Origin of the sequence: Pradoshia eiseniae, from assembly GCF_002946355.1 — a bacterium.
Classification (GTDB): Bacteria; Bacillota; Bacilli; order Bacillales; family Pradoshiaceae; genus Pradoshia; species Pradoshia eiseniae.
Window position 1 is genome coordinate 39,903 of sequence record NZ_PKOZ01000009.1, and the last position, 18,016, is coordinate 57,918.

Annotated in this window: 19 protein-coding genes; 10 read left to right on the forward strand and 9 right to left on the reverse strand. The window is 44.1% G+C overall.

The features are described from left to right. Positions 1 to 51 precede the first annotated feature (51 nt). Together CYL18_RS13950 and CYL18_RS13955 are read right to left on the reverse strand one after the other, a co-directional pair. Positions 52 to 1,296 (reverse strand): dicarboxylate/amino acid:cation symporter, encoded by a 1,245-nt coding sequence (locus CYL18_RS13950; protein WP_104850144.1) that lies wholly within the window; start codon positions 1,294 to 1,296, stop codon positions 52 to 54. Between the two features lie 298 nt (positions 1,297 to 1,594). Further along, positions 1,595 to 2,335, reverse strand: coding sequence for an NADPH-dependent oxidoreductase (locus tag CYL18_RS13955; protein ID WP_104850145.1), 741 nt, complete (start codon positions 2,333 to 2,335; stop codon positions 1,595 to 1,597). A gap of 234 nt (positions 2,336 to 2,569) precedes the next feature. Between CYL18_RS13955 and pxpB the strand changes: the two genes are divergently transcribed. The 8 genes from pxpB to wrbA all read left to right on the forward strand — a co-directional run bounded on the left by pxpB (position 2,570) and on the right by wrbA (position 9,878). Continuing rightward, on the forward strand, positions 2,570 to 3,283 hold the full coding sequence (gene pxpB / locus CYL18_RS13960) for a 5-oxoprolinase subunit PxpB (protein WP_104850146.1): 714 nt from the start codon (positions 2,570 to 2,572) through the stop codon (positions 3,281 to 3,283). Next, positions 3,280 to 4,239 carry a 5-oxoprolinase subunit C family protein gene (locus tag CYL18_RS13965; protein ID WP_104850147.1) on the forward strand — a complete coding sequence of 320 codons (960 nt, stop codon included), beginning with the start codon at positions 3,280 to 3,282 and terminating at the stop codon, positions 4,237 to 4,239. Before pxpB ends, CYL18_RS13965 begins: the two co-directional genes overlap by 4 nt. A gap of 18 nt (positions 4,240 to 4,257) precedes the next feature. Beyond that, positions 4,258 to 5,025 carry a LamB/YcsF family protein gene (locus CYL18_RS13970; RefSeq protein WP_104850148.1) on the forward strand — a complete coding sequence of 256 codons (768 nt, stop codon included), beginning with the start codon at positions 4,258 to 4,260 and terminating at the stop codon, positions 5,023 to 5,025. Positions 5,026 to 5,056: 31 nt separating this feature from the next. Further along, positions 5,057 to 6,250: an NRAMP family divalent metal transporter gene (locus CYL18_RS13975; protein ID WP_104850207.1), complete on the forward strand. Its 1,194-nt coding sequence runs from the start codon at positions 5,057 to 5,059 to the stop codon at positions 6,248 to 6,250. A 143-nt stretch (positions 6,251 to 6,393) separates the two neighbouring features. Next, complete coding sequence (locus CYL18_RS13980; protein ID WP_104850149.1) at positions 6,394 to 6,708, forward strand: hypothetical protein; 315 nt, start codon at positions 6,394 to 6,396, stop codon at positions 6,706 to 6,708. Positions 6,709 to 6,914: 206 nt separating this feature from the next. Beyond that, entirely contained in the window at positions 6,915 to 7,805 is an 891-nt protein-coding gene (gene galU / locus CYL18_RS13985) for a UTP--glucose-1-phosphate uridylyltransferase GalU (protein WP_104850150.1), read from the forward strand. 427 nt (positions 7,806 to 8,232) lie between these two features. Then, a complete protein-coding gene (locus CYL18_RS13990; protein ID WP_104850151.1) occupies positions 8,233 to 9,171 on the forward strand; it encodes a ring-cleaving dioxygenase in 939 nt (312 codons plus the stop codon). Positions 9,172 to 9,269: 98 nt separating this feature from the next. Next, positions 9,270 to 9,878: an NAD(P)H:quinone oxidoreductase gene (wrbA, locus tag CYL18_RS13995; RefSeq protein ID WP_104850152.1), complete on the forward strand. Its 609-nt coding sequence runs from the start codon at positions 9,270 to 9,272 to the stop codon at positions 9,876 to 9,878. A 38-nt stretch (positions 9,879 to 9,916) separates the two neighbouring features. On the opposite strand, the gene CYL18_RS14000 is transcribed toward wrbA, so the two are convergent. From CYL18_RS14000 to CYL18_RS14015, 4 genes are all read right to left on the reverse strand, one after another. After that, on the reverse strand, positions 9,917 to 10,651 hold the full coding sequence (locus CYL18_RS14000) for an exonuclease domain-containing protein (protein WP_104850153.1): 735 nt from the start codon (positions 10,649 to 10,651) through the stop codon (positions 9,917 to 9,919). Then, positions 10,638 to 11,630 (reverse strand): DUF294 nucleotidyltransferase-like domain-containing protein, encoded by a 993-nt coding sequence (locus tag CYL18_RS14005; RefSeq protein WP_236636483.1) that lies wholly within the window; start codon positions 11,628 to 11,630, stop codon positions 10,638 to 10,640. The genes CYL18_RS14000 and CYL18_RS14005 overlap by 14 nt, the downstream gene beginning before the upstream one ends. A 103-nt stretch (positions 11,631 to 11,733) precedes the next feature. Then, on the reverse strand, positions 11,734 to 13,029 hold the full coding sequence (locus CYL18_RS14010) for an ammonium transporter (protein ID WP_104850154.1): 1,296 nt from the start codon (positions 13,027 to 13,029) through the stop codon (positions 11,734 to 11,736). Positions 13,030 to 13,189: 160 nt separating this feature from the next. Continuing rightward, a complete protein-coding gene (locus CYL18_RS14015; RefSeq protein WP_104850155.1) occupies positions 13,190 to 13,516 on the reverse strand; it encodes a MerR family transcriptional regulator in 327 nt (108 codons plus the stop codon). A gap of 243 nt (positions 13,517 to 13,759) precedes the next feature. On the opposite strand from CYL18_RS14015, the gene CYL18_RS14020 reads away from it, so the two are divergent. Continuing rightward, positions 13,760 to 14,065 carry a MerR family transcriptional regulator gene (locus CYL18_RS14020; protein WP_104850156.1) on the forward strand — a complete coding sequence of 102 codons (306 nt, stop codon included), beginning with the start codon at positions 13,760 to 13,762 and terminating at the stop codon, positions 14,063 to 14,065. Between the two features lie 84 nt (positions 14,066 to 14,149). On the opposite strand, the gene CYL18_RS14025 is transcribed toward CYL18_RS14020, so the two are convergent. The 3 genes from CYL18_RS14025 to CYL18_RS14035 form a co-directional block, all read right to left on the reverse strand. Next, positions 14,150 to 14,398, reverse strand: coding sequence for a hypothetical protein (locus CYL18_RS14025; RefSeq protein ID WP_201741289.1), 249 nt, complete (start codon positions 14,396 to 14,398; stop codon positions 14,150 to 14,152). A 331-nt stretch (positions 14,399 to 14,729) separates the two neighbouring features. Continuing rightward, a complete protein-coding gene (locus CYL18_RS14030; RefSeq protein WP_104850158.1) occupies positions 14,730 to 15,479 on the reverse strand; it encodes an SDR family NAD(P)-dependent oxidoreductase in 750 nt (249 codons plus the stop codon). Between the two features lie 528 nt (positions 15,480 to 16,007). Further along, entirely contained in the window at positions 16,008 to 16,394 is a 387-nt protein-coding gene (locus tag CYL18_RS14035) for a hypothetical protein (RefSeq protein WP_236636485.1), read from the reverse strand. Positions 16,395 to 16,875: 481 nt separating this feature from the next. Between CYL18_RS14035 and CYL18_RS14040 the strand changes: the two genes are divergently transcribed. Continuing rightward, positions 16,876 to 17,934: a threonine aldolase family protein gene (locus CYL18_RS14040; RefSeq protein ID WP_104850159.1), complete on the forward strand. Its 1,059-nt coding sequence runs from the start codon at positions 16,876 to 16,878 to the stop codon at positions 17,932 to 17,934. Positions 17,935 to 18,016: the final 82 nt, after the last annotated feature.

The window sequence follows — 18,016 nt, forward strand, 5'->3', positions numbered from 1 at the left end:
AAGTTCCCGTCTGCCTAACATTCAGTTTTGCAGACGGGAACTAGTGAAACATTATGCCTCAATCGTGTCAGAAGAAGAAGCTTTTGCGGCTTTTCTTTTTTCTTGCTGGTCAATCATAACCGCACATGCTGCGTCTCCAGTGATATTGACAGACGTTCTAGCCATATCAAGCAAACGGTCAATCCCAAGAATTAATCCGATTCCTTCTACTGGAAGATTAACAGAAGTTAATACCATCGCTAGCATGATCAGTCCTACGCCAGGTACACCGGCTGTTCCGATGGAGGCTAATACGGCCGTGATGACGACAGTAATGAGAGCAGTGATACTTAAGTTAACATCATAAACCTGGGCGATGAAGATGGTCGCGACCCCTTGCATGATAGCCGTACCGTCCATGTTGATGGTTGCGCCCAGCGGCTGAACGAAGCTGGAAATTTCTTTTCTTACCCCTAGATTATCCTGGGCCGTTTCCATAGAAACAGGAAGGGTGGCATTACTGCTTGATGTACTAAATCCAAGTGTCATTGCAGGCGCGAATCCTTTAAAGAACCACAACGGATTCTTCTTGGCTACCAAGAGGATACTGCCTCCGTATACGACAATAGTATGAATAATAAGCGCTAGCACAACAACAATCATATACAGCCCCATCGCTTTCATGGCGTCGAATCCTTGGCTTCCGACAGCGCTTGCAATTAGACCGAACGTTCCATAGGGGGCTAATTTCATGACCCATAACACAAGGAACATGACTACTTCATTCGCTTGCTCAATGAGCTTAACTATACCTTCAGTTTTCTTTCCTAAAGCCGTTAAAGCGAAGCCGATCAAGGCTGAGAAGAAGATGATTTGCAGCATATCTCCATTCACCATGGCCTCAAATGGATTGCTCGGAATGATGCCTAGTAATGTTTCTGCAATGGATGGAGCTTCATTAGCTGAGAACTCTGCATTAGAGGTATCGAACTCTCCTTTTGTTCCTGGTGAGATGACGGTTGCAAGCACCATTGCCAGCATAATCGCTAGTGCTGTTGTAATCAAGAAATAGGTTACCGTCTTAAGACCGATGCTTCCAAGCTTTTTTGGATCTCCTAAACCGGCTACACCTAAGATGATGGAAAAGAGGACGATTGGAACGACGAGTAATTTAATTAAGTTGATGAAGATAGTCCCGAGCGGACCGAAAAGATACGTGTCAAGCTGCGTAAATAGGGAAGGGGAATAAATATTAAGGGTAATACCAACTACAGCTCCCAGCACAAGACCTAAAATGATTTTCTTTGTTAAGTTCATTTGTAACCTCCTAAAATTGAAGTCTATTTCTAGAATAATAGCTTTAAGGGGTAAGCTATTTAGAAAAGATATCCATCATGATGAGGGTCAATGATAGATGTTGCTATCTTACCATAAAGTTGCCTCTGATATCATTTATTAACACTCGAGGTTTAAAATGGATATGAATATGCTATTTCCAACGACCTTAATTTACGGAAAATTATAACAATAGTAGTGTATTTTTTTCTGAAAAGGGAAATGTGGAAAGGAAACCTCCCATGAACGTCTCTCGTTCATGGGAGGATAGAAGACTCACTCATTTGTAATGTGGCAAATGCTGTTTTTTGAGAGCCTTTTCAATGCCCTCATAATATTGCTTGCTGTAGAAGCCCGCTACAGCTTTTGTCCAGGTCCCGCTTTGTTTCCCGGAAGACCTTTCCTCCAGATAAGCCTGGTAAGTTGTATTGTAATTTTCGAGGGCCGGCTTTAAATCCTGTTGGTAAATTTCTTCATGATAGACCGCTTCTTGAGGGAGGCGCGGCTTTAGGCCCGGGTCCCCATCCGGATAACCGACACATAATCCAGATATCGGGAGAACATATGGCGGAAGATTCAGTTCAGTAATGACATCTTCAAGATTGCGTCTAATTCCGCCGATTGGAACAGTGCCTAAGCCGAGTGATTCAGCGGCTATGACAGCTGTACCTAAAGCAATGCCAACATCTGTACTGCCGACAAGCAGCGTATCTATATTTTCGCTCACTACAAATGGGGTATTCTCCATTTGGCTTGCTAAATAAGTTCGATAGAAATCGATACAGAAAATAAGAAATACTGGGGCTTCTTCAATATACTTCTGATTGCCGCTGAGGGCAGCCAGCTTCTTTTTGCGATCAGGGTCTTTAATCGCAATGACGGATACTTGCTGCCCGTTAATCCAGCTTGGTGCTGCTTGCACAGATTGGATAATTTGCTCAAGCATACGTTCATCAATCTCTTTTGGAAGATAAGATCGGTGTGAGCGGTGATTTTGGATCGTGCGTATGACTTCATTCATGAGAAAAACCTCCTAAGAAAATATGGTTAGCAGATTGTTATGGTGCAAAAGAATAATACTTATAGAAATGTCAGTAGTTTTTACAAGATAAGTATGAACGCTGGATGGATCCTTTGGCAAATGATGCGAACGCAATTATTCGACAAGATTGATAAAGGGGAGTCAGCTCGTATGACTGATTAGGAAATGGAGACTCTTAAATAGTTACATAATAATGAGCGAAGGGTGATAGGAGTGCATTATACTTTATCTCCATTAGGAGACAACGCTATTATGATTCATTTTGGGCAAGACATTAACGAAGGAGATTTTGAGAAAGTCATGAAGGCTGTTAAGGCTCTCGATCGAGTATCTGAGGACTGGCTCATTGAGATTGTTCCAAGCTATACATCTATTGCTGTATTTTATGATCCTGTAATCGTACATAAACAGCAAGAAGAATCCAAGCTTCCTTATGAATTGGTCTGTATGAGGCTGGAAGAAATCTTATCGGTGGAGAGCAGCGCTGAAGGAAAAAATGAAAGATTGATAGAAATTCCTGTTTGTTATGGCGGTGAGCTGGGACCAGATCTTTCGTACGTTGCTGAGTATAATCAGCTCTCAGAGGAGGAGGTCATAGAGCTACACTCTAGCGGAGAATATTTGGTTTATATGCTTGGCTTTGCCCCTGGGTTTCCCTATATAGGCGGCATGAATAAAAAGATTGCAGCACCAAGGAAAGAAACACCCCGCCTAAGCATACCGGCCCGGTCTGTTGGAATTGCCGGTGAGCAGACAGGCATCTATCCCATTGAAACTCCTGGCGGCTGGCAATTGATCGGAAGGACGCCGAAGGAACTCTTCCTCCCGGATGAAAATCCCCCAGCTCTCCTGCAAGCCGGTGACCGAATATCGTTTAAACCGATTAGCTATGAGGAGTATCTATCGTTAGGAGGGGAGGAAGCATGATTATCGAAAAGCCTGGTTTGCTATCAACCATTCAGGATTTAGGAAGGAAAGGCTATAAACGATATGGCATCATTTCAAGCGGTTCAATGGACCAGATAGCCCATCGGATCGCCAATATGCTTGTGCTTAATGATGAGGATGATGAAGCAATCGAAATTACGATGACAGGTCCTGTGATCCAGTTCCAGAACGATGCGGTGATCGCCATTACGGGCGGACAATTATCCCCTGCAATCAATGAGGAAAAGATTGAGATGTATCGTCCAGTTTTGGTGAGAGCAGGAGATGTCCTTTCCTTTGGAAGAGCAAAGGAAGGCATTCGCTCTTACTTGGCTGTCCATGGCGGATTTTCCGTCGATCGGGTGATGCAAAGTGCCTCCACTTACCTTAGGGCCGGGATAGGCGGATATAAAGGGCGGGCATTGAAGAAAGGTGATGTGCTGCCATTAAAGAGAACCATTTCCATTGATGAGTGGGATAAACCAATTAAGTGGTCAGCTAATCGATTCAATCATTCACAAGACATGATGCCGAAAACAATCAGAGTGATTAAAGGGCTTCAATATGATGCATTCACGGAGGATAGTCAACGTTCCTTTGAAGAGAAGGAATACACCGTGATGCCAGACTCGGACAGGATGGGCTATCGGTTGGATGGTGAAAATTTAAGCTTAAAAGAACAAAGGGAGTTCATCTCAGAGGCTGTCTCGTTTGGGACAATCCAAGTACCTGCTGATGGGCAGCCGATCATCCTTTTGGCAGACAGCCAAACGCTCGGCGGGTATGCAAAGCTTGCCCAGATCGCGACGGTGAATCGATCCATTCTTGCCCAATCGAAACCAGGAGACCGCTTGAAATTCAATGTAATCGGATTGAACGAGGCACAGCGGCTGCTGATCGAACAAGAGCAGGAGCTGCAAATCCTGAAAAGAGCGATCGCGTTAGAGATGGAATGATGGGAAGGGGGAGAAATCATGTATGTTATCGATATCAATTGTGATATGGGGGAAAGCTTCGGGAATTATCAGCTCGGTGCCGATACAGAGGTTTTGAAGTATGTCACTTCTGCGAATATTGCCTGCGGATTCCATGCGGGTGACCCGGCTACCATGAAGAAAACGGTGCGTATGGCCTTGGATGAGAACGTTGGCATTGGCGCCCATCCGGGATTTCAGGACTTAGTTGGATTTGGGCGGCGGGAAATGCAGGTGAGCCCAGAAGAAGCGTATGATTTGATTGTCTATCAAATCGGCGCACTGGAAGCGTTTGTGCGCTCAGAGGGGGGAAGACTCCAGCATGTCAAGCCTCACGGGGCATTATTCAATATGGCGGCCGTTGATTCTATGCTTGCAAGGGCGGTCGCAGAAGCGGTGTATAACGTGGATGCAGAACTGATTTTATTTGGTTTATCCGGAAGCGAATTAGTGAAAGCCGGGGAGGAAATTGGCCTTCGTACCGCGAGTGAGGTGTTTTCCGACCGAACCTATCAGCAGGATGGCTCATTAACTTCCAGAAGGAAGCCAGGGGCGCTTATTGAAAACCCTGATGAAGCCATTGCCCAAGTAGTCCGCATGGTGAAGGATCAAAAGGTCAAGGCGCTTAATGGACCTGACATCGATATTTGCGCGCATACGGTTTGCATCCATGGAGATGGGGAGAGCGCACTTCGGTTTGCGGAACAAATTACGAAAACCCTAAACCAAGAAAATATTGAGATTAAGAGAATAGGAGATTTCTTATAAGAGCTATTTTTTCATGAAGGGAGATGATGAGATGGAAAAGAAGGAGTCACGGTTAAGCATCCTGCTTGGAGCAGCATTCCTGATGGCGACTTCAGCCATAGGGCCTGGATTTCTTACACAGACAACTGTTTTTACGGAGGAATTGCTCGCAAGCATGGGATTTGTCATCTTGGTTTCCATCATCATTGACCTTGGCGCTCAGATGAATATATGGCGGGTCATCGCCGTTTCCAAACGAAGAGCCCAGGATATCGCCAATGAGCTTCTCCCGGGATTGGGGTATGTCCTTGCTGCCATGATCGTGATTGGCGGTCTTGCGTTTAACATAGGCAATATTGGCGGTGCTGGTCTTGGATTAAATGTCATTGTCGGGGTAGATGCCCGTGTGGGAGCTATCCTGAGCGGGATCGTCGCGGTTAGCATCTTTTTAATTAGGGAAGCGGGAAAAGCGATGGACCGCTTCACTCAAGTGATGGGTTTTGTCATGATTATTCTGACCATATATGTGATGTTTACCGCCTCTCCACCTGTTGGTGAAGCAGCGGTGCGGACATTTGCTCCAGAAAGAATTGATTTTTTGGCTATAGTGACCCTTGTTGGCGGGACGGTTGGTGGCTATATCACATTTGCAGGCGGTCATCGTTTGATTGATGCAGGAGTGACGGGGAAGGAAAATCTGCGAGAAGTGACGAAAGGGGCCATCAGTGCGATTGGAATCGCCTCGATTATGCGAATTTTTCTATTCCTCGCTGTGCTTGGGATTGTCTCACAGGGTCTGGTGTTAGATTCAGACAATCCAGCAGCTTCTGTTTTCCAATATGCAGCAGGCGATATCGGATACAAGATTTTCGGGGTCATCATGTGGGCAGCGGCTGTAACAAGTGTCATTGGCGCGGCATACACATCAGTTTCATTCATCAAGACATTCAGCCTATTGGTGGAACGCAATCAAAAATGGTTCACGATTGGCTTCATTATTATATCGACAGTCGTTTTCGCTACAGTCGGTGAACCAGTGAAAGTGCTCGTTCTCGTAGGTGCCCTGAATGGCTTGATTCTGCCCATCGCGCTTTGTGTGATGCTGATTGCCAGCTATAAAAAAAGAATTGTCGGGGACTATAAGCAGCCAATCTGGCTGACATTGCTTGGCGGTATGATTGTCATAACAATGGCCATAATGGGGATTTATACGATGGTCAAGGAGATTCCAAGATTATTTGCTTAGAGCATACTTTTAGCTTTTGGCTATAGATTAGTCATAAAATGTGATAAGATACACAATAAGTGGGAAAAGGACGGAATTATGCGACATCTCTTTCCCTGGACAATCATCGTATGAGAAACAATCAAATAGAAAGGGGGATGTGTATGGATTGGATCGCCTTCCTTGGATCAATCATCATCCCATTTTTGACCATCTTATTACTGGCCTCTTGGGCATCGAATCATCGTAAAGATCCTGCCAAGAAAATTATTTTTGGCGTTGTGATTTTGCAAATACTTTTCGTCATTGGGTTCGTCGTCTTGTTTACCCCAAAAATGGTTATATGGCTAGCTATAGCCTCACTTGTCCTCATGCTTTTGGGCGGCCTGATGTATAAGTCATTAAGAAATGAGAAATCCGTTGCCGGCGTACTGCTTATGCAGGGGGTACTCGTGTTAGTCCTCTTAATTGCTTATTGAATAAAGATGTATAATAATGAGAGTATGAGAGCTTCCTATATAAGGAGGCTTTTATTATGATGATTTGCAGATATTCCAACATCAGCTTTTAACCTGGTAAACTAAAATGTATGAGTTTGGTAAAATAGTCAGGCTGTTTGTCATGTGCACATGGTTTTTTCTATAAAATGATTCATTGGCGAATTTTTATGTTGGAGGGGTTAAACATGAGGAAGGTCAGAAAAGCCATTATACCGGCAGCTGGCTTAGGGACGCGATTTTTGCCGGCCACTAAGGCGATGCCGAAGGAAATGCTGCCAATCGTTGATAAGCCAACCATACAATATATCGTTGAAGAGGCGATTGGCTCTGGAATCGAGGACATCATTATTGTGACAGGTAAGGGCAAACGGGCGATTGAGGATCATTTTGACAATGCTTTTGAGCTTGAGACAAACCTTGAGCAACAACAGAAATATGATTTGCTCGAGAAAGTTCAAGCTCCATCAAAGGTTGATATTCATTATATTCGGCAAAAGGAACCAAAGGGGTTGGGCCATGCGATTTGGTGTGCACGTAAATTTATCGGGGATGAACCGTTTGCCGTCCTGCTCGGTGATGACCTGGTCGTGGCAGAAACCCCATCCCTGCAACAATTAATCGAACAATACAACAAGACTCTGTCATCGATCATTGGCGTTCAGCATGTACCTGATACGGAAACCCATCGCTACGGAATTATTGACCCGGGGAAACAACGGGCAAATCGCCTGTATGAAGTACATGATTTTATCGAAAAACCTGCCCCAGATAAGGCGCCGTCTAATCTAGCTATCCTAGGACGGTATATTTTGATGCCTGAGATCTTTATGTTCCTTGAGAATCAGCGGCCTGGAGCGGGAGGCGAGATTCAATTGACCGATGCGATTCAAAAACTCAATGAAATCCAGCGTGTGTTTGCCTATGAATTTGAAGGAACACGCTATGATGTCGGCGAGAAGATTGGATTCATCAAGACGACGATTGAATTTGCCTTAAAGAATTCGGAATTGCGAGATGATGTCCTGGATTTCATGAAAGAAAAATTGGCACGGGGCGAAGAAAAGAATAACGTGTAATTCACTATAAGAATTCTTCAGTTTTACATAATGCAATCCGCTTATAACTATATTGTCTAAAGCCGTTTCGAATAAGGAAGCGGCCTTATTTGTCATTCAACACATGTAGTCCGTTTCCTGATTTACATAACAAGATTGCAGCGCTTTAACTGCAATCCGTATGAAACCATAGCCTATAACGGATAATGGCCCTTGCAAGGCTTGCTAGATATGATTTGGTTATGGTGCCAGCTATCTATATCATCTTTACTTGTGTCTATGGAGTAACGATTAATCTGATCGTTTTATAGTTGTAACGCCTCTTAAGACAGATGAATGGTAGACTGACAGGGAGCATCTGTCGTAAGCAGGCATTTACATTGACTATTATCTCGAATTTGAGATAATAAACACAATAAAAGAATAAGTTAAAGAGAGGGTTTTGCATATGTTCAAGACAATGGGCATACATCACATTTCAGCCATCGTTGGCAATCCGCAGGAGAACCTGGACTTTTACAGCGGAATCCTCGGGCTGCGTCTAGTTAAAAAAACCGTAAACTTCGATGATCCTGGCACGTATCATCTTTATTTTGGCAATGATAAAGGATCTCCCGGAACCATTATGACATTCTTTCCATGGAATAAAGGATTTAAAGGGCGTATTGGAACAGGGCAGGTCGGTGTAACAAGCTTCGCTATTCCTCCGGGATCCATGGCATTCTGGGAAGAACGGTTTCAAACCTATCACGTTTCTTTCAAGAAAACTGTACGATTCGGGGAAACGTATATCGCCTTTGAAGACCCGCACGGCCTTCAGCTTGAATTAGTCGAACGCGATAATGGCGCTCACTCGGATTGGTCTTTTAATGGGGTAAGCCCTGAGACAGGAATCAAAGGGTTCGCCGGAGCCATTCTCCTAACAAGCTCCCCTGGCCATACGATGGGATTGATTAAGAATGGGCTGGGGTTAGCGGCAGTCGGGAAGGAAGGAGATTATGTCCGGTACCGAAGTGAAGCGGAATTTGGAAACGTCATCGATGTGGATGTATCTGAACATGAGCGGGGAAGGATGGGAACGGGTACGGTGCATCATATTGCCTGGCGGGCAGCAGACAATGAGGAGCAGGGTCTAGCTCGTGAGTTTCTTATCAATAAAGGCTATGCGGTGACATCAGTGAAAGACAGAAAGTATTTTCAGGCTATTTATTTCAAGGAGCATGGCGATATCCTTTTTGAGATAGCGACTGACCCTCCTGGGTTTTTGATTGATGAGGAGGCAGGTCACCTTGGGGAGACCTTGATGCTCCCTGATGAATATGAATCCATGAGACGAGAGATTGAGCGAAATTTAATGAAAATATATGTGCGGGAAATTAATGGATAAGTGGTCAATTAAAGGCTTCTAATAGGCAAAAAAAGGGTAAAAGGATAGAACGGAGATTAAAAACCTAGAGGTTGGCGAGGAAAAGGAGGAGAAACGACATGCCTATTAAACTAGCCATCATTTATTACAGTGTCGGCGGAACCAATTATCAGCTGGCCAAATGGGCTGAAGAAGCGGGAATAGACGCTGGGGCTGAAGTGAAAGTCATGAAGGTGCCAGAGCTTGCCCCGCAATCCGTCATTGACGCCAATAAGGATTGGAAGGCGTTTTTGGAATCCACCAAGGAAGTGCCGGAAGTCAGATTAGATGATCTTGAATGGGCAGATGCGATTATCTTTAGCGTGCCAACCCGATTTGGCAATATGCCATCCCAAATGAAGCAATTCCTCGATACGACAGGAGGGCTTTGGTTCAACGGCAAGCTTGTCAATAAGGTAGTAAGTGCCATGTCGTCAGCTCAGAACCAGCATGGCGGCCAGGAGGCAACCATACTCTCCTTATACACAACGATGTACCATTGGGGAGCGATTGTCGCGACACCAGGGTATGCAGACCCTTCCATTTATAAGGCGGGAGGCAATCCATATGGAACAAGTGTGACGGTAGGACAGGATGGCAAAATGGTCGAGGATGTTGAAGCAGCGGTGAAGTATCAGGCAAAACGCACACTTACTGTTGCCGAATGGGTGAAAAAAGGTAACGAATAAAACAAAGATGAAGAAGGGTCCTGCAAAAGGGCTCTTCTTCATCTTTGTTTGGCGATTTCACTGTACACATCCCCGAGATTTCTATAGCCGGCATCCAAAGCCATTTGCAGATAATGAGCCCATAAATGGCCGGTCATAACTGCATCTCCGAGTGCGTGGTGGCGCCCAGCGGTGTTTATGCCGCACTCCTCGCATAACCGTTCAAGCGGCTGTGTTTGTGAGACGGGATTAAAGAGGTTCGTTAAAAAGGAAGTGTCAATGATTCTATGCTGGAATCTCTTTTTCATCAGATCCCATGTGACTTTTTGCATGAAGGATTGTTCATGCTTGGAATGATGGGCAATCAGGATTCTCGATGAAATGTATTGATAGAATTTCAGGAGGACTTCATGAGCCTCAGGCGAATCTCTCAATTGTTCATCAGTGATATTCGTCAGCGCGGCTATTTCTGGAGGGATGGAATCCTCATTTTTGATTAAGGAATAGAATGTCTCCTCGTCGCTGAATGCCGTTCCTTTCATTTTAACCGCTCCAATGGAGATAATTTTATCCCCTTTATCCGGGTAGAATCCGGTCGTTTCTATGTCGAAGACGACGACTTCCAATTCATGAAGGGGACAACTGAGGTCATCCTTTTGGCGAACCTCCTTTTCGAGCTGGCGAAGAAAGGAAATGCTTTGCGCTGATGTCTGCCCTTGCATGCCGGCTAAGACATTTGAGCTGATTTTCCCTCCCATTCCTCTGAAAAACTGGATAAAATCATTCATTCCCATGGTGTCCCTCCTTTTTAGCGAATTTCCGTACATACTCATTCAATTGCTGTCCATCCTTAATGAGGTCTTTCAATTCTTTCCTTTCAGCCTTTGATAGGCGATCGATATATATGTAATGACCTGATTCATAATCGGTATGATCTCCATAGAGGAGACGATATTTCTGAAGCTTCAAAAATTGCCTGCTGAACTTCTCCTTATTCTCCTCGTTCAGGACGGAAGGGGGAAGCTCCTGCAGTCGCAGGCGGGTAGAGGTGGCCATCAAGTTCCCGGAAATGGCGAGCAGCCTGCCTGCATTGACATAGGGGAATAAACCAGTTTCCTTTATGTTTAATAGACCGGTATAGGTCCCATGTGTCTCGACGAGAAATTGCCCCAGCATATTGACGGCTTTTTTTGCATGCATCGTATTCTCTAGGATACGGTTGATTAGATGCTTCTCATGAATGAAACGATATGCCGTCCTTTTCACATCCTCGATATAAGCCTCTTGCCCGACAAGGCATCGCCCGTCGAGAAACGTTAATAGATAGCGAATGGATTCCCAAGAATCCTCATTTGTCCATTCATCGACTTGCCCTTTCCATTCTGCTAAGGAGCGGCACCAAAAAGGGTTGCTTGCCATCACCTTTCCATCGCATAACCGATATCCTGTAATCGCTAGCCCATTAGAGATTTCTTCACCTAAAGAAACGAAATATTGTTTGGCTTCCTCGGTATTTTGTTCATAAATGATTCCGTGGTCTTGGTCACTCCAAATCCCTTGCTCCTGGCGGCCGGCACTTCCCATGACAAAGAAGCAGAAGGAGGAGGGGGGAGGACCGTTAGATGAAGCATGAAGTTCAAGCGATTGATGCACAGCTCGCCTCATAATGTCATCATGCCATTCATTGAGAATGATCGAGTCGGAGGGCGGTATTTTCATTTTTTGATTCCTATAGTCGCGAATATCCATGTAATGCCAAGGAACAGTGGACATAAATAAGCCTCCTTAACAGGCATAACCCCTTGGAGGAGAATCCAAATCCAAGGGGAATGCGTGAGTCAGCATGAAAGCTGCTATATGATGAAGCGTTTATTGTCTAGATAACGGAAGTCGTTTTGCCAGAAGGAGCAGTGGTTGAATCTGATTTCAGCATTTCCGGGTAACCATAGACACCATGCTCACTCATATCAAGACCCATGATTTCTTCTTCCTCTGTTACGCGAAGTCCGCCCATGACGGATTTCATAATGTACAAGATTCCGTAGGAGACGATGAAGGCAAATGCGCCGCAAACTGCGACTCCCAGTGCCTGCACGCCTAATTGTTCAAAGCCGCCGCCGTAGAATAGACCTGGTTTTCCGACTGAAGCCAGTTCAGTTGTGGCGAAGAAACCAGTAGATAATGTACCCCAGATTCCGGCAGCACCGTGAACGGAAAGGGCATAGATAGGATCGTCAATCTTGCGAGCTTCAAAGAAACGGATGCTATAGAATACGAGAATTCCAGCAACGAAACCAATGATGAGGGCACCCCATGTGTCAACGAAGGCACAGGAAGCAGTGATAGCAACCAAACCGGCCAATGCGCCGTTTAGCATCATGGATACATCTGCCTTGCCAAGTACAATCCAGGAAATCATCATCGCGGCAACGGTTCCTGCAGCAGCAGCGAGATTCGTATTCAAAGCAACAAACCCGAAGAATCCGGCATCGACAGAGACCGTGCTGCCGGCATTGAAGCCAAACCAGCCAACCCATAAAAGCAAGACGCTAAGCGCAGTGTACACTTGGTTATGTCCATACAGGTTATTGGCAGAGCCATCTTTGTTGAATTTGCCGATCCGTGGCTTCAAGAGGATGGTTGCAGCTAAGGCTGCCATCGCACCAGTTAAGTGAACGACTGTTGAGCCAGCAAAGTCTTGTTTCCCGTGTTCAGCTAACCAGCCGCCGCCCCAAATCCAATGAGCGATTGGCGGGTAAACCAATACGGCGAATAAAACGGCGAATACGAGATAGACGCTCATCTTCGCTCTTTCAGCAAATCCGCCGAAAGCAATTGTCATGGCAATTCCAGCAAACGCTGTTTGGAAAACAAAGAATACAGACCCGTTATAGGCGGCACCTTCAGCCTCCGCTCCGGAATAGAAAAAGTCAGATAAGCCAATAAACTTACTTAGTCCGCCACCATCTCCAAAAATCAATCCATATCCTACTGCCCAGAAGACAATGGAGGATATGCCGAATGTGAGTATCGTTTTACCGGCGATATGTCCGGCGTTCTTCATTCGGGTGGAGCCTGTCTCCAGCAGGATGAAGCCCCCAATCATTAAAATAACTAAAATTGCTGAAATCATAATCCAGAGGCTGTTCATTAAATATAAAGTATCTTCCATTAGTCCTCACCTTCCATTTCATTATTTTCGCTTGCTGTAATTGTATTGTCGCATCAAGAGAAATGGATTTCTACAATGATGTTAGAAATCCTTACATGAAAATTGGATTAGGACTAATGTTTCGCATATGAGGTTCATTCTAAGAGGTTGAAAGGGAAGGCTATATCTTTCGGATTCCAAATTGAGCGTTGATTTGTCCTTGTAGCATCTTCTTGCGCAGGGCAGCGGCATCCTCCTTTTTCTTCTCCCGGATCATTTCTTGGCGAATCTCGAAGGTTTGGACACCATCCTCAATTTTCTCGGCTATTTCCATAAGCAGCTCGATATCGGTGAAGGAGTATTTCCTGCTTCCCCCGGAGGTCCGACTCGGAAATATCAATTTCCGTTCTTCATAATATCGGATTTGCCTCTCTGTCAATCCGGTCAGTTCTCTGACTACACCTATTGTTATGACCTTTTTGTCCTTATAGGAAGACTCCTGTGTCATCTGTTATTCACCTCGTTTTAATAATATGTTACATTATCTCACATTGTTAAAAATAAAAAAACAGAAAATTCAAATACATACATTTTTTAGATGGAGGGAGACAAAAGACGATGAGCTCACAACCATTCCTCTGTTTGATAAAAACGTATGTTAGGACTTCTCCCAAAAAAGTTGAGAAAACGCTTTATTTAGAGATAATCATCTATAAGGCATGTCAAAAGCTATGTGGTAAAGGAGGGAGCTATGACATCATTTAAAGAGAAAAAAGTGATATCCATTGGAATTGTCAGTGAATTAACAGGTCTAACCCTTCGGAAAATCCGTTATTATGAGGAGCGGGGCCTGCTCGCTCCCGGCCGGACGGAAAAGGGAGTAAGAAAATATTCATTCGCAGATGTTGAAACCCTAATGAAGATTGCTGAGAAAAGAGAAGAAGGGGTACAAACAGCGGAGATTAAGGAAAAGTTAACGAAGGAGAGTAATCGCAGGAAAATCCGTGATGAAATGATTAAAGGACAGATTAACGCGCAGTTTCGGATGCGAAAGTGAAGGCAAGGAGAACAGCCGCAAGGAGAAATCCTTGCGGCTGTTTGTGGGAAGATATAGGGGGCTGGCTGTTGTGTTAAATAAGGGTTATCCTGCTGACTTTTCATTGGCAGCGGATAAGAACAAGGCTTCAAGCAGACCGATATAGGCTTTCTTTTCGTTTGAGGGAATCGGTTTAGTGAAGATCTCCCGCTTATTCTCGCTATTCTGCAGGAGGCGCATTAAATCATCAGCACGTGAGCCGCAATGATCCAGCAGCTCCTCGTAAAGCTCATCTCTTAATAAGTCTAATTGGATAATCAGTTGTGCTAACTGGACATTCCTTCGATTTTTCATGAACATTCACCCTTTCGCCTTAAGTATTACCTTTGTTACTGAAGATAAGTTGTTGACATTAGAATACGAGCATTTTATTCAAATGTCATGCCTTTTGTTATCTTTTCTAACGTCTTATTTCGAATTTTATAGTTTATTTGTTAGATAATCTTACATTAAGTAAGGGAAAGGTAGGGAGGTTCCTGTTAAATTTTCTACGGCAGATAAATGAATGTGAATTTGCGCAGGGGATACAACGTTAAAGGGAATGATAATGCAGCAATTAAAATGTACCATTATAAAAGGGACAACCACCCTGTAATCGGTGATTGTCCTTTTTTATGGAATGCAATTATTTAGTATTCGTAAATCCTCCGTCTATGCGAATGACTTCACCATTAATGTATTGTGCTTTTGATGTAAGCAGGAATGCGACCAGCTCTGCGACCTCTTCAGGGGTTCCAAGCCTTTTTTGCGGGATTCCTTTCGTCGCGTTCTCTTTCATTGAAGGGTTTGCTTCATAAAAAGCTTTGACCATTGGTGTTTCTGTTGGACCTGGTGCAATAGCATTGATGCGTAATCCATCCTTTGCATATTCAGCGACCATGCTTTTTGTTAATCCGATAATTCCATGCTTTGTGGCGGAGTAGGTTACTACAGAATCCTGCCCGATGACACCGGCGCTTGAAGCTGTATTGACGATTGAACCAGCACCGTTCTTAAGCATGACTTCCGCAACATATCGGACACCGTACAAAGCACCCATCAGATTAATGTTGACGATTTGCTGAATCTCTTCGATCTTTGAATCGAGGAAATAGGACCCGCTGCCGGAAATGCCAGCATTATTAAAGAAATAATCAATCGTTCCAAAACGTTCTACAGTTTGGTCCACATAGTTCTTTACATCCTCTGCCTTAGAAACATCCGCTTTGATAAACATGGCGTCAACACCAGATTGCTTTACCATCTCGACGGTTTCACGGCCTCCTTCTTCATTTATATCAACCGCAACGATGTTTATTTTCTCCTGAGCTAAGCGGATGGCGACCGCTTGTCCTAGCCCGCTGCCTGCTCCGGTAATAATGACGACTTTACTCATAAGTATGACCTCCTAAAATGATGTGCCTTTTTTTCTAGGCATCCGTTCTGTATTTACCCGAAATGAGAAGTGACAAACTAAATAGTGAGGTTATGGAGTTTTAAGACTACATGATGGAGCGTCGCAGGGAGAGATTATTATGCAGCAAAAGGTTTTTTGGGGGCGGTACCTGGGTGCCCTGATGGGTATACGGATGGAACTTTGTCATGAAAGCTTCCATTAGGGAGCATTGAACAGACGAACTATCTAACGGCTGCCATCCATGCCTGTTCTTTTTAAAGCTGCTGTATATGGGGATTAATCAAATCATTGGACCTGAAGGTAAGAACAATGAAAGGCAAATATAAATCGTCATGCTGGAACACACGGGGAATAGGAATAGGGTCGGGAGAATAACCGCAAGCCAAAAGGAAAGGAGCAGAAAAATAGGTTGTGAGTATACGATAAAAGACAGGGATAATGCCAAAAGCAGTAAGACCCCTGTCATATTTATCATTCGAAGGTACCAATTGTCGATAAGAATGAAGATCATACCTCTTTTATGGCAATGGCTTTTGAATAGTTAATCATTTTACATCCTGCAAGGTCTTCTTCATTCAATAAGCCTAATTTTATAGAGGCGCTTATTTTCTGCTCATCCGGTATCTTTTTTACTTCGATTAACTCGCTCATTCTTAGTTCTTCTAGTTTTTTCACGGTTGGCTCTGGCAGATATTTTTCCGTTTTCCTGATTTGGCGCTGCAGCTTCAGACCGTTTTCGATTAACTCTCCTTTTTGGTTGACGCCGGTATGCTTGTCAAAGAAATGATGGAAGACTTCCTTTAATGCATTCATTTCATCTTCAATCGTCTTTTTTTCCTTCATTAAGCAATGGTAGCGGGCTATCATGTCTGCGGTCACAAGAATATCATGCAAAAGAGATCCCTCCTGCTAATTGATTAGTTTGTACAACATATTTTTGATTAACGCATTATATGCCTTCCAGTGCATTTTCATTGAAAAGGTTTATTCCTGATTGCTATAGCCTATGTTTATGAGAGAATACGATATTAATTGAAAGACGAATGCTGAAGACGTGGTCTGCTGCTATATGGGGAGCTTTTTCTGGTCCTGGGGTTAACATTGGAGCCATCCTTGTGCTGATTTCCTCTACAATGGAGCCACCGGACTGCTCCTTTCCTTAATACGTGACGAGACATATTCCGTGGATATCAAGTGAAAATGTTTTTCTGTGCAAAACTAATCTGAGAGATACACAGCAAATCATGTGTGGTTTTTTCTATGAATCACTTTAATCCACAGAGGTATTTAAGTAAAAGTGGTTGAAAAAAGGCTCTTTTTTCCTTATTCTAAAATAACAGAGTTTAGAATGTTAACACAGTGGAGGCAATACAGAATGTATAGTTTTAAAAATGATTATTGTGAAGGTGCCCATCCGGCTTTATTGAAAGCATTAGTGGAATCGAATATGCAACAAGAAGAAGGCTATGGGTATGATACTTTTACGAAGGAAGCCATCCGGCTGTTAAAGGAAAAAATCCAAAATCCTGATATAGATATTCATTTTCTCAATGGCGGTACACAGACAAATCTTACGGCGATTTCCGCCTTCTTAAAGCCCCATCACGCGGTGATTGCTCCGCATACGGGACATATATTTGTCAATGAAGCGGGAGCAATTGAAGCGACAGGGCATAAGGTCATAACCGTTCCGGGGTATAACGGAAAGCTTAAGCCTGAACAAGTGGAAGCGGTATTGGCCGCCCATCCTGATGAACATACCGTGAGACCGAAGCTCGTCTATATCTCCAATCCGACAGAGCTAGGGACCATTTATAAAAAAGATGAATTACGAGCTTTGAAAGAGGTTTGCACGAAAAATAATCTCTATTTGTATGTGGATGGCGCCCGACTTGGCTCGGCGCTTATGTCAGCTGAAAATGATATGACGCTCGCTGAATTTGCGGCATATCCTGATGCGTTCTATATCGGCGGGACGAAAAATGGAGCGCTAATGGGAGAGGCACTTATTATCCAGCGGGATGAATTAAAGGAAGATTTCCGTTATTCAATGAAGCAAAAAGGGGCCATGCTTGCGAAAAGCAGACTTCTCGGCATTCAGTTTACGGAATTGTTTAAAGGGCATCTTTTCTGGGATTTAGCCGATCATGCCAACCTGATGGCCCAAAGGCTGCAAGACGGATTAGCAGCTAATGGCGTAACCTTCTTGGTGCAAGCATCTACCAACCAGCTCTTCCCGGTTCTTTCCGATCAGCTGATTGAAGAGCTGCAAAAGAAATATTCATTCTATATTTGGCAACGAGTGAATGAGAAAACTTCCGCCATTCGCCTGATCACTTCATGGGCGACCAGAGAAGAGAAGGTGGACCAATTTATCGCGGACGTCAAGGCGATTAAAAACAGAATAGAGAAAAAACAAACGAGCTTTGCTTAATAGGAACAACCCCTTCTACTATAGAGGGGGTTGTTTTGTTAGGACAGGAATCAGGACTTATAGAGGTCAGGGCTATATGAAG

What these genes read in the sequence shown, in the direction of transcription:
- CYL18_RS13950 (WP_104850144.1), bottom strand. Translation starts at nt 1,296, where the DNA reads ATGAACTTAACAAAGAAAATCATTTTAGGTCTTGTGCTGGGAGCTGTA.
- CYL18_RS13955 (WP_104850145.1), bottom strand. Translation starts at nt 2,335, where the DNA reads ATGAATGAAGTCATACGCACGATCCAAAATCACCGCTCACACCGATCT.
- CYL18_RS13965 (WP_104850147.1), top strand. Translation starts at nt 3,280, where the DNA reads ATGATTATCGAAAAGCCTGGTTTGCTATCAACCATTCAGGATTTAGGA.
- CYL18_RS13970 (WP_104850148.1), top strand. Translation starts at nt 4,258, where the DNA reads ATGTATGTTATCGATATCAATTGTGATATGGGGGAAAGCTTCGGGAAT.
- CYL18_RS13975 (WP_104850207.1), top strand. Translation starts at nt 5,057, where the DNA reads ATGGAAAAGAAGGAGTCACGGTTAAGCATCCTGCTTGGAGCAGCATTC.
- CYL18_RS13980 (WP_104850149.1), top strand. Translation starts at nt 6,394, where the DNA reads ATGGATTGGATCGCCTTCCTTGGATCAATCATCATCCCATTTTTGACC.
- galU (WP_104850150.1), top strand. Translation starts at nt 6,915, where the DNA reads ATGAGGAAGGTCAGAAAAGCCATTATACCGGCAGCTGGCTTAGGGACG.
- CYL18_RS13990 (WP_104850151.1), top strand. Translation starts at nt 8,233, where the DNA reads ATGTTCAAGACAATGGGCATACATCACATTTCAGCCATCGTTGGCAAT.
- wrbA (WP_104850152.1), top strand. Translation starts at nt 9,270, where the DNA reads ATGCCTATTAAACTAGCCATCATTTATTACAGTGTCGGCGGAACCAAT.
- CYL18_RS14000 (WP_104850153.1), bottom strand. Translation starts at nt 10,651, where the DNA reads ATGGGAATGAATGATTTTATCCAGTTTTTCAGAGGAATGGGAGGGAAA.
- CYL18_RS14005 (WP_236636483.1), bottom strand. Translation starts at nt 11,630, where the DNA reads ATGTCCACTGTTCCTTGGCATTACATGGATATTCGCGACTATAGGAAT.
- CYL18_RS14010 (WP_104850154.1), bottom strand. Translation starts at nt 13,029, where the DNA reads ATGGAAGATACTTTATATTTAATGAACAGCCTCTGGATTATGATTTCA.
- CYL18_RS14015 (WP_104850155.1), bottom strand. Translation starts at nt 13,516, where the DNA reads ATGACACAGGAGTCTTCCTATAAGGACAAAAAGGTCATAACAATAGGT.
- CYL18_RS14020 (WP_104850156.1), top strand. Translation starts at nt 13,760, where the DNA reads ATGACATCATTTAAAGAGAAAAAAGTGATATCCATTGGAATTGTCAGT.
- CYL18_RS14025 (WP_201741289.1), bottom strand. Translation starts at nt 14,398, where the DNA reads ATGAAAAATCGAAGGAATGTCCAGTTAGCACAACTGATTATCCAATTA.
- CYL18_RS14030 (WP_104850158.1), bottom strand. Translation starts at nt 15,479, where the DNA reads ATGAGTAAAGTCGTCATTATTACCGGAGCAGGCAGCGGGCTAGGACAA.
- CYL18_RS14040 (WP_104850159.1), top strand. Translation starts at nt 16,876, where the DNA reads ATGTATAGTTTTAAAAATGATTATTGTGAAGGTGCCCATCCGGCTTTA.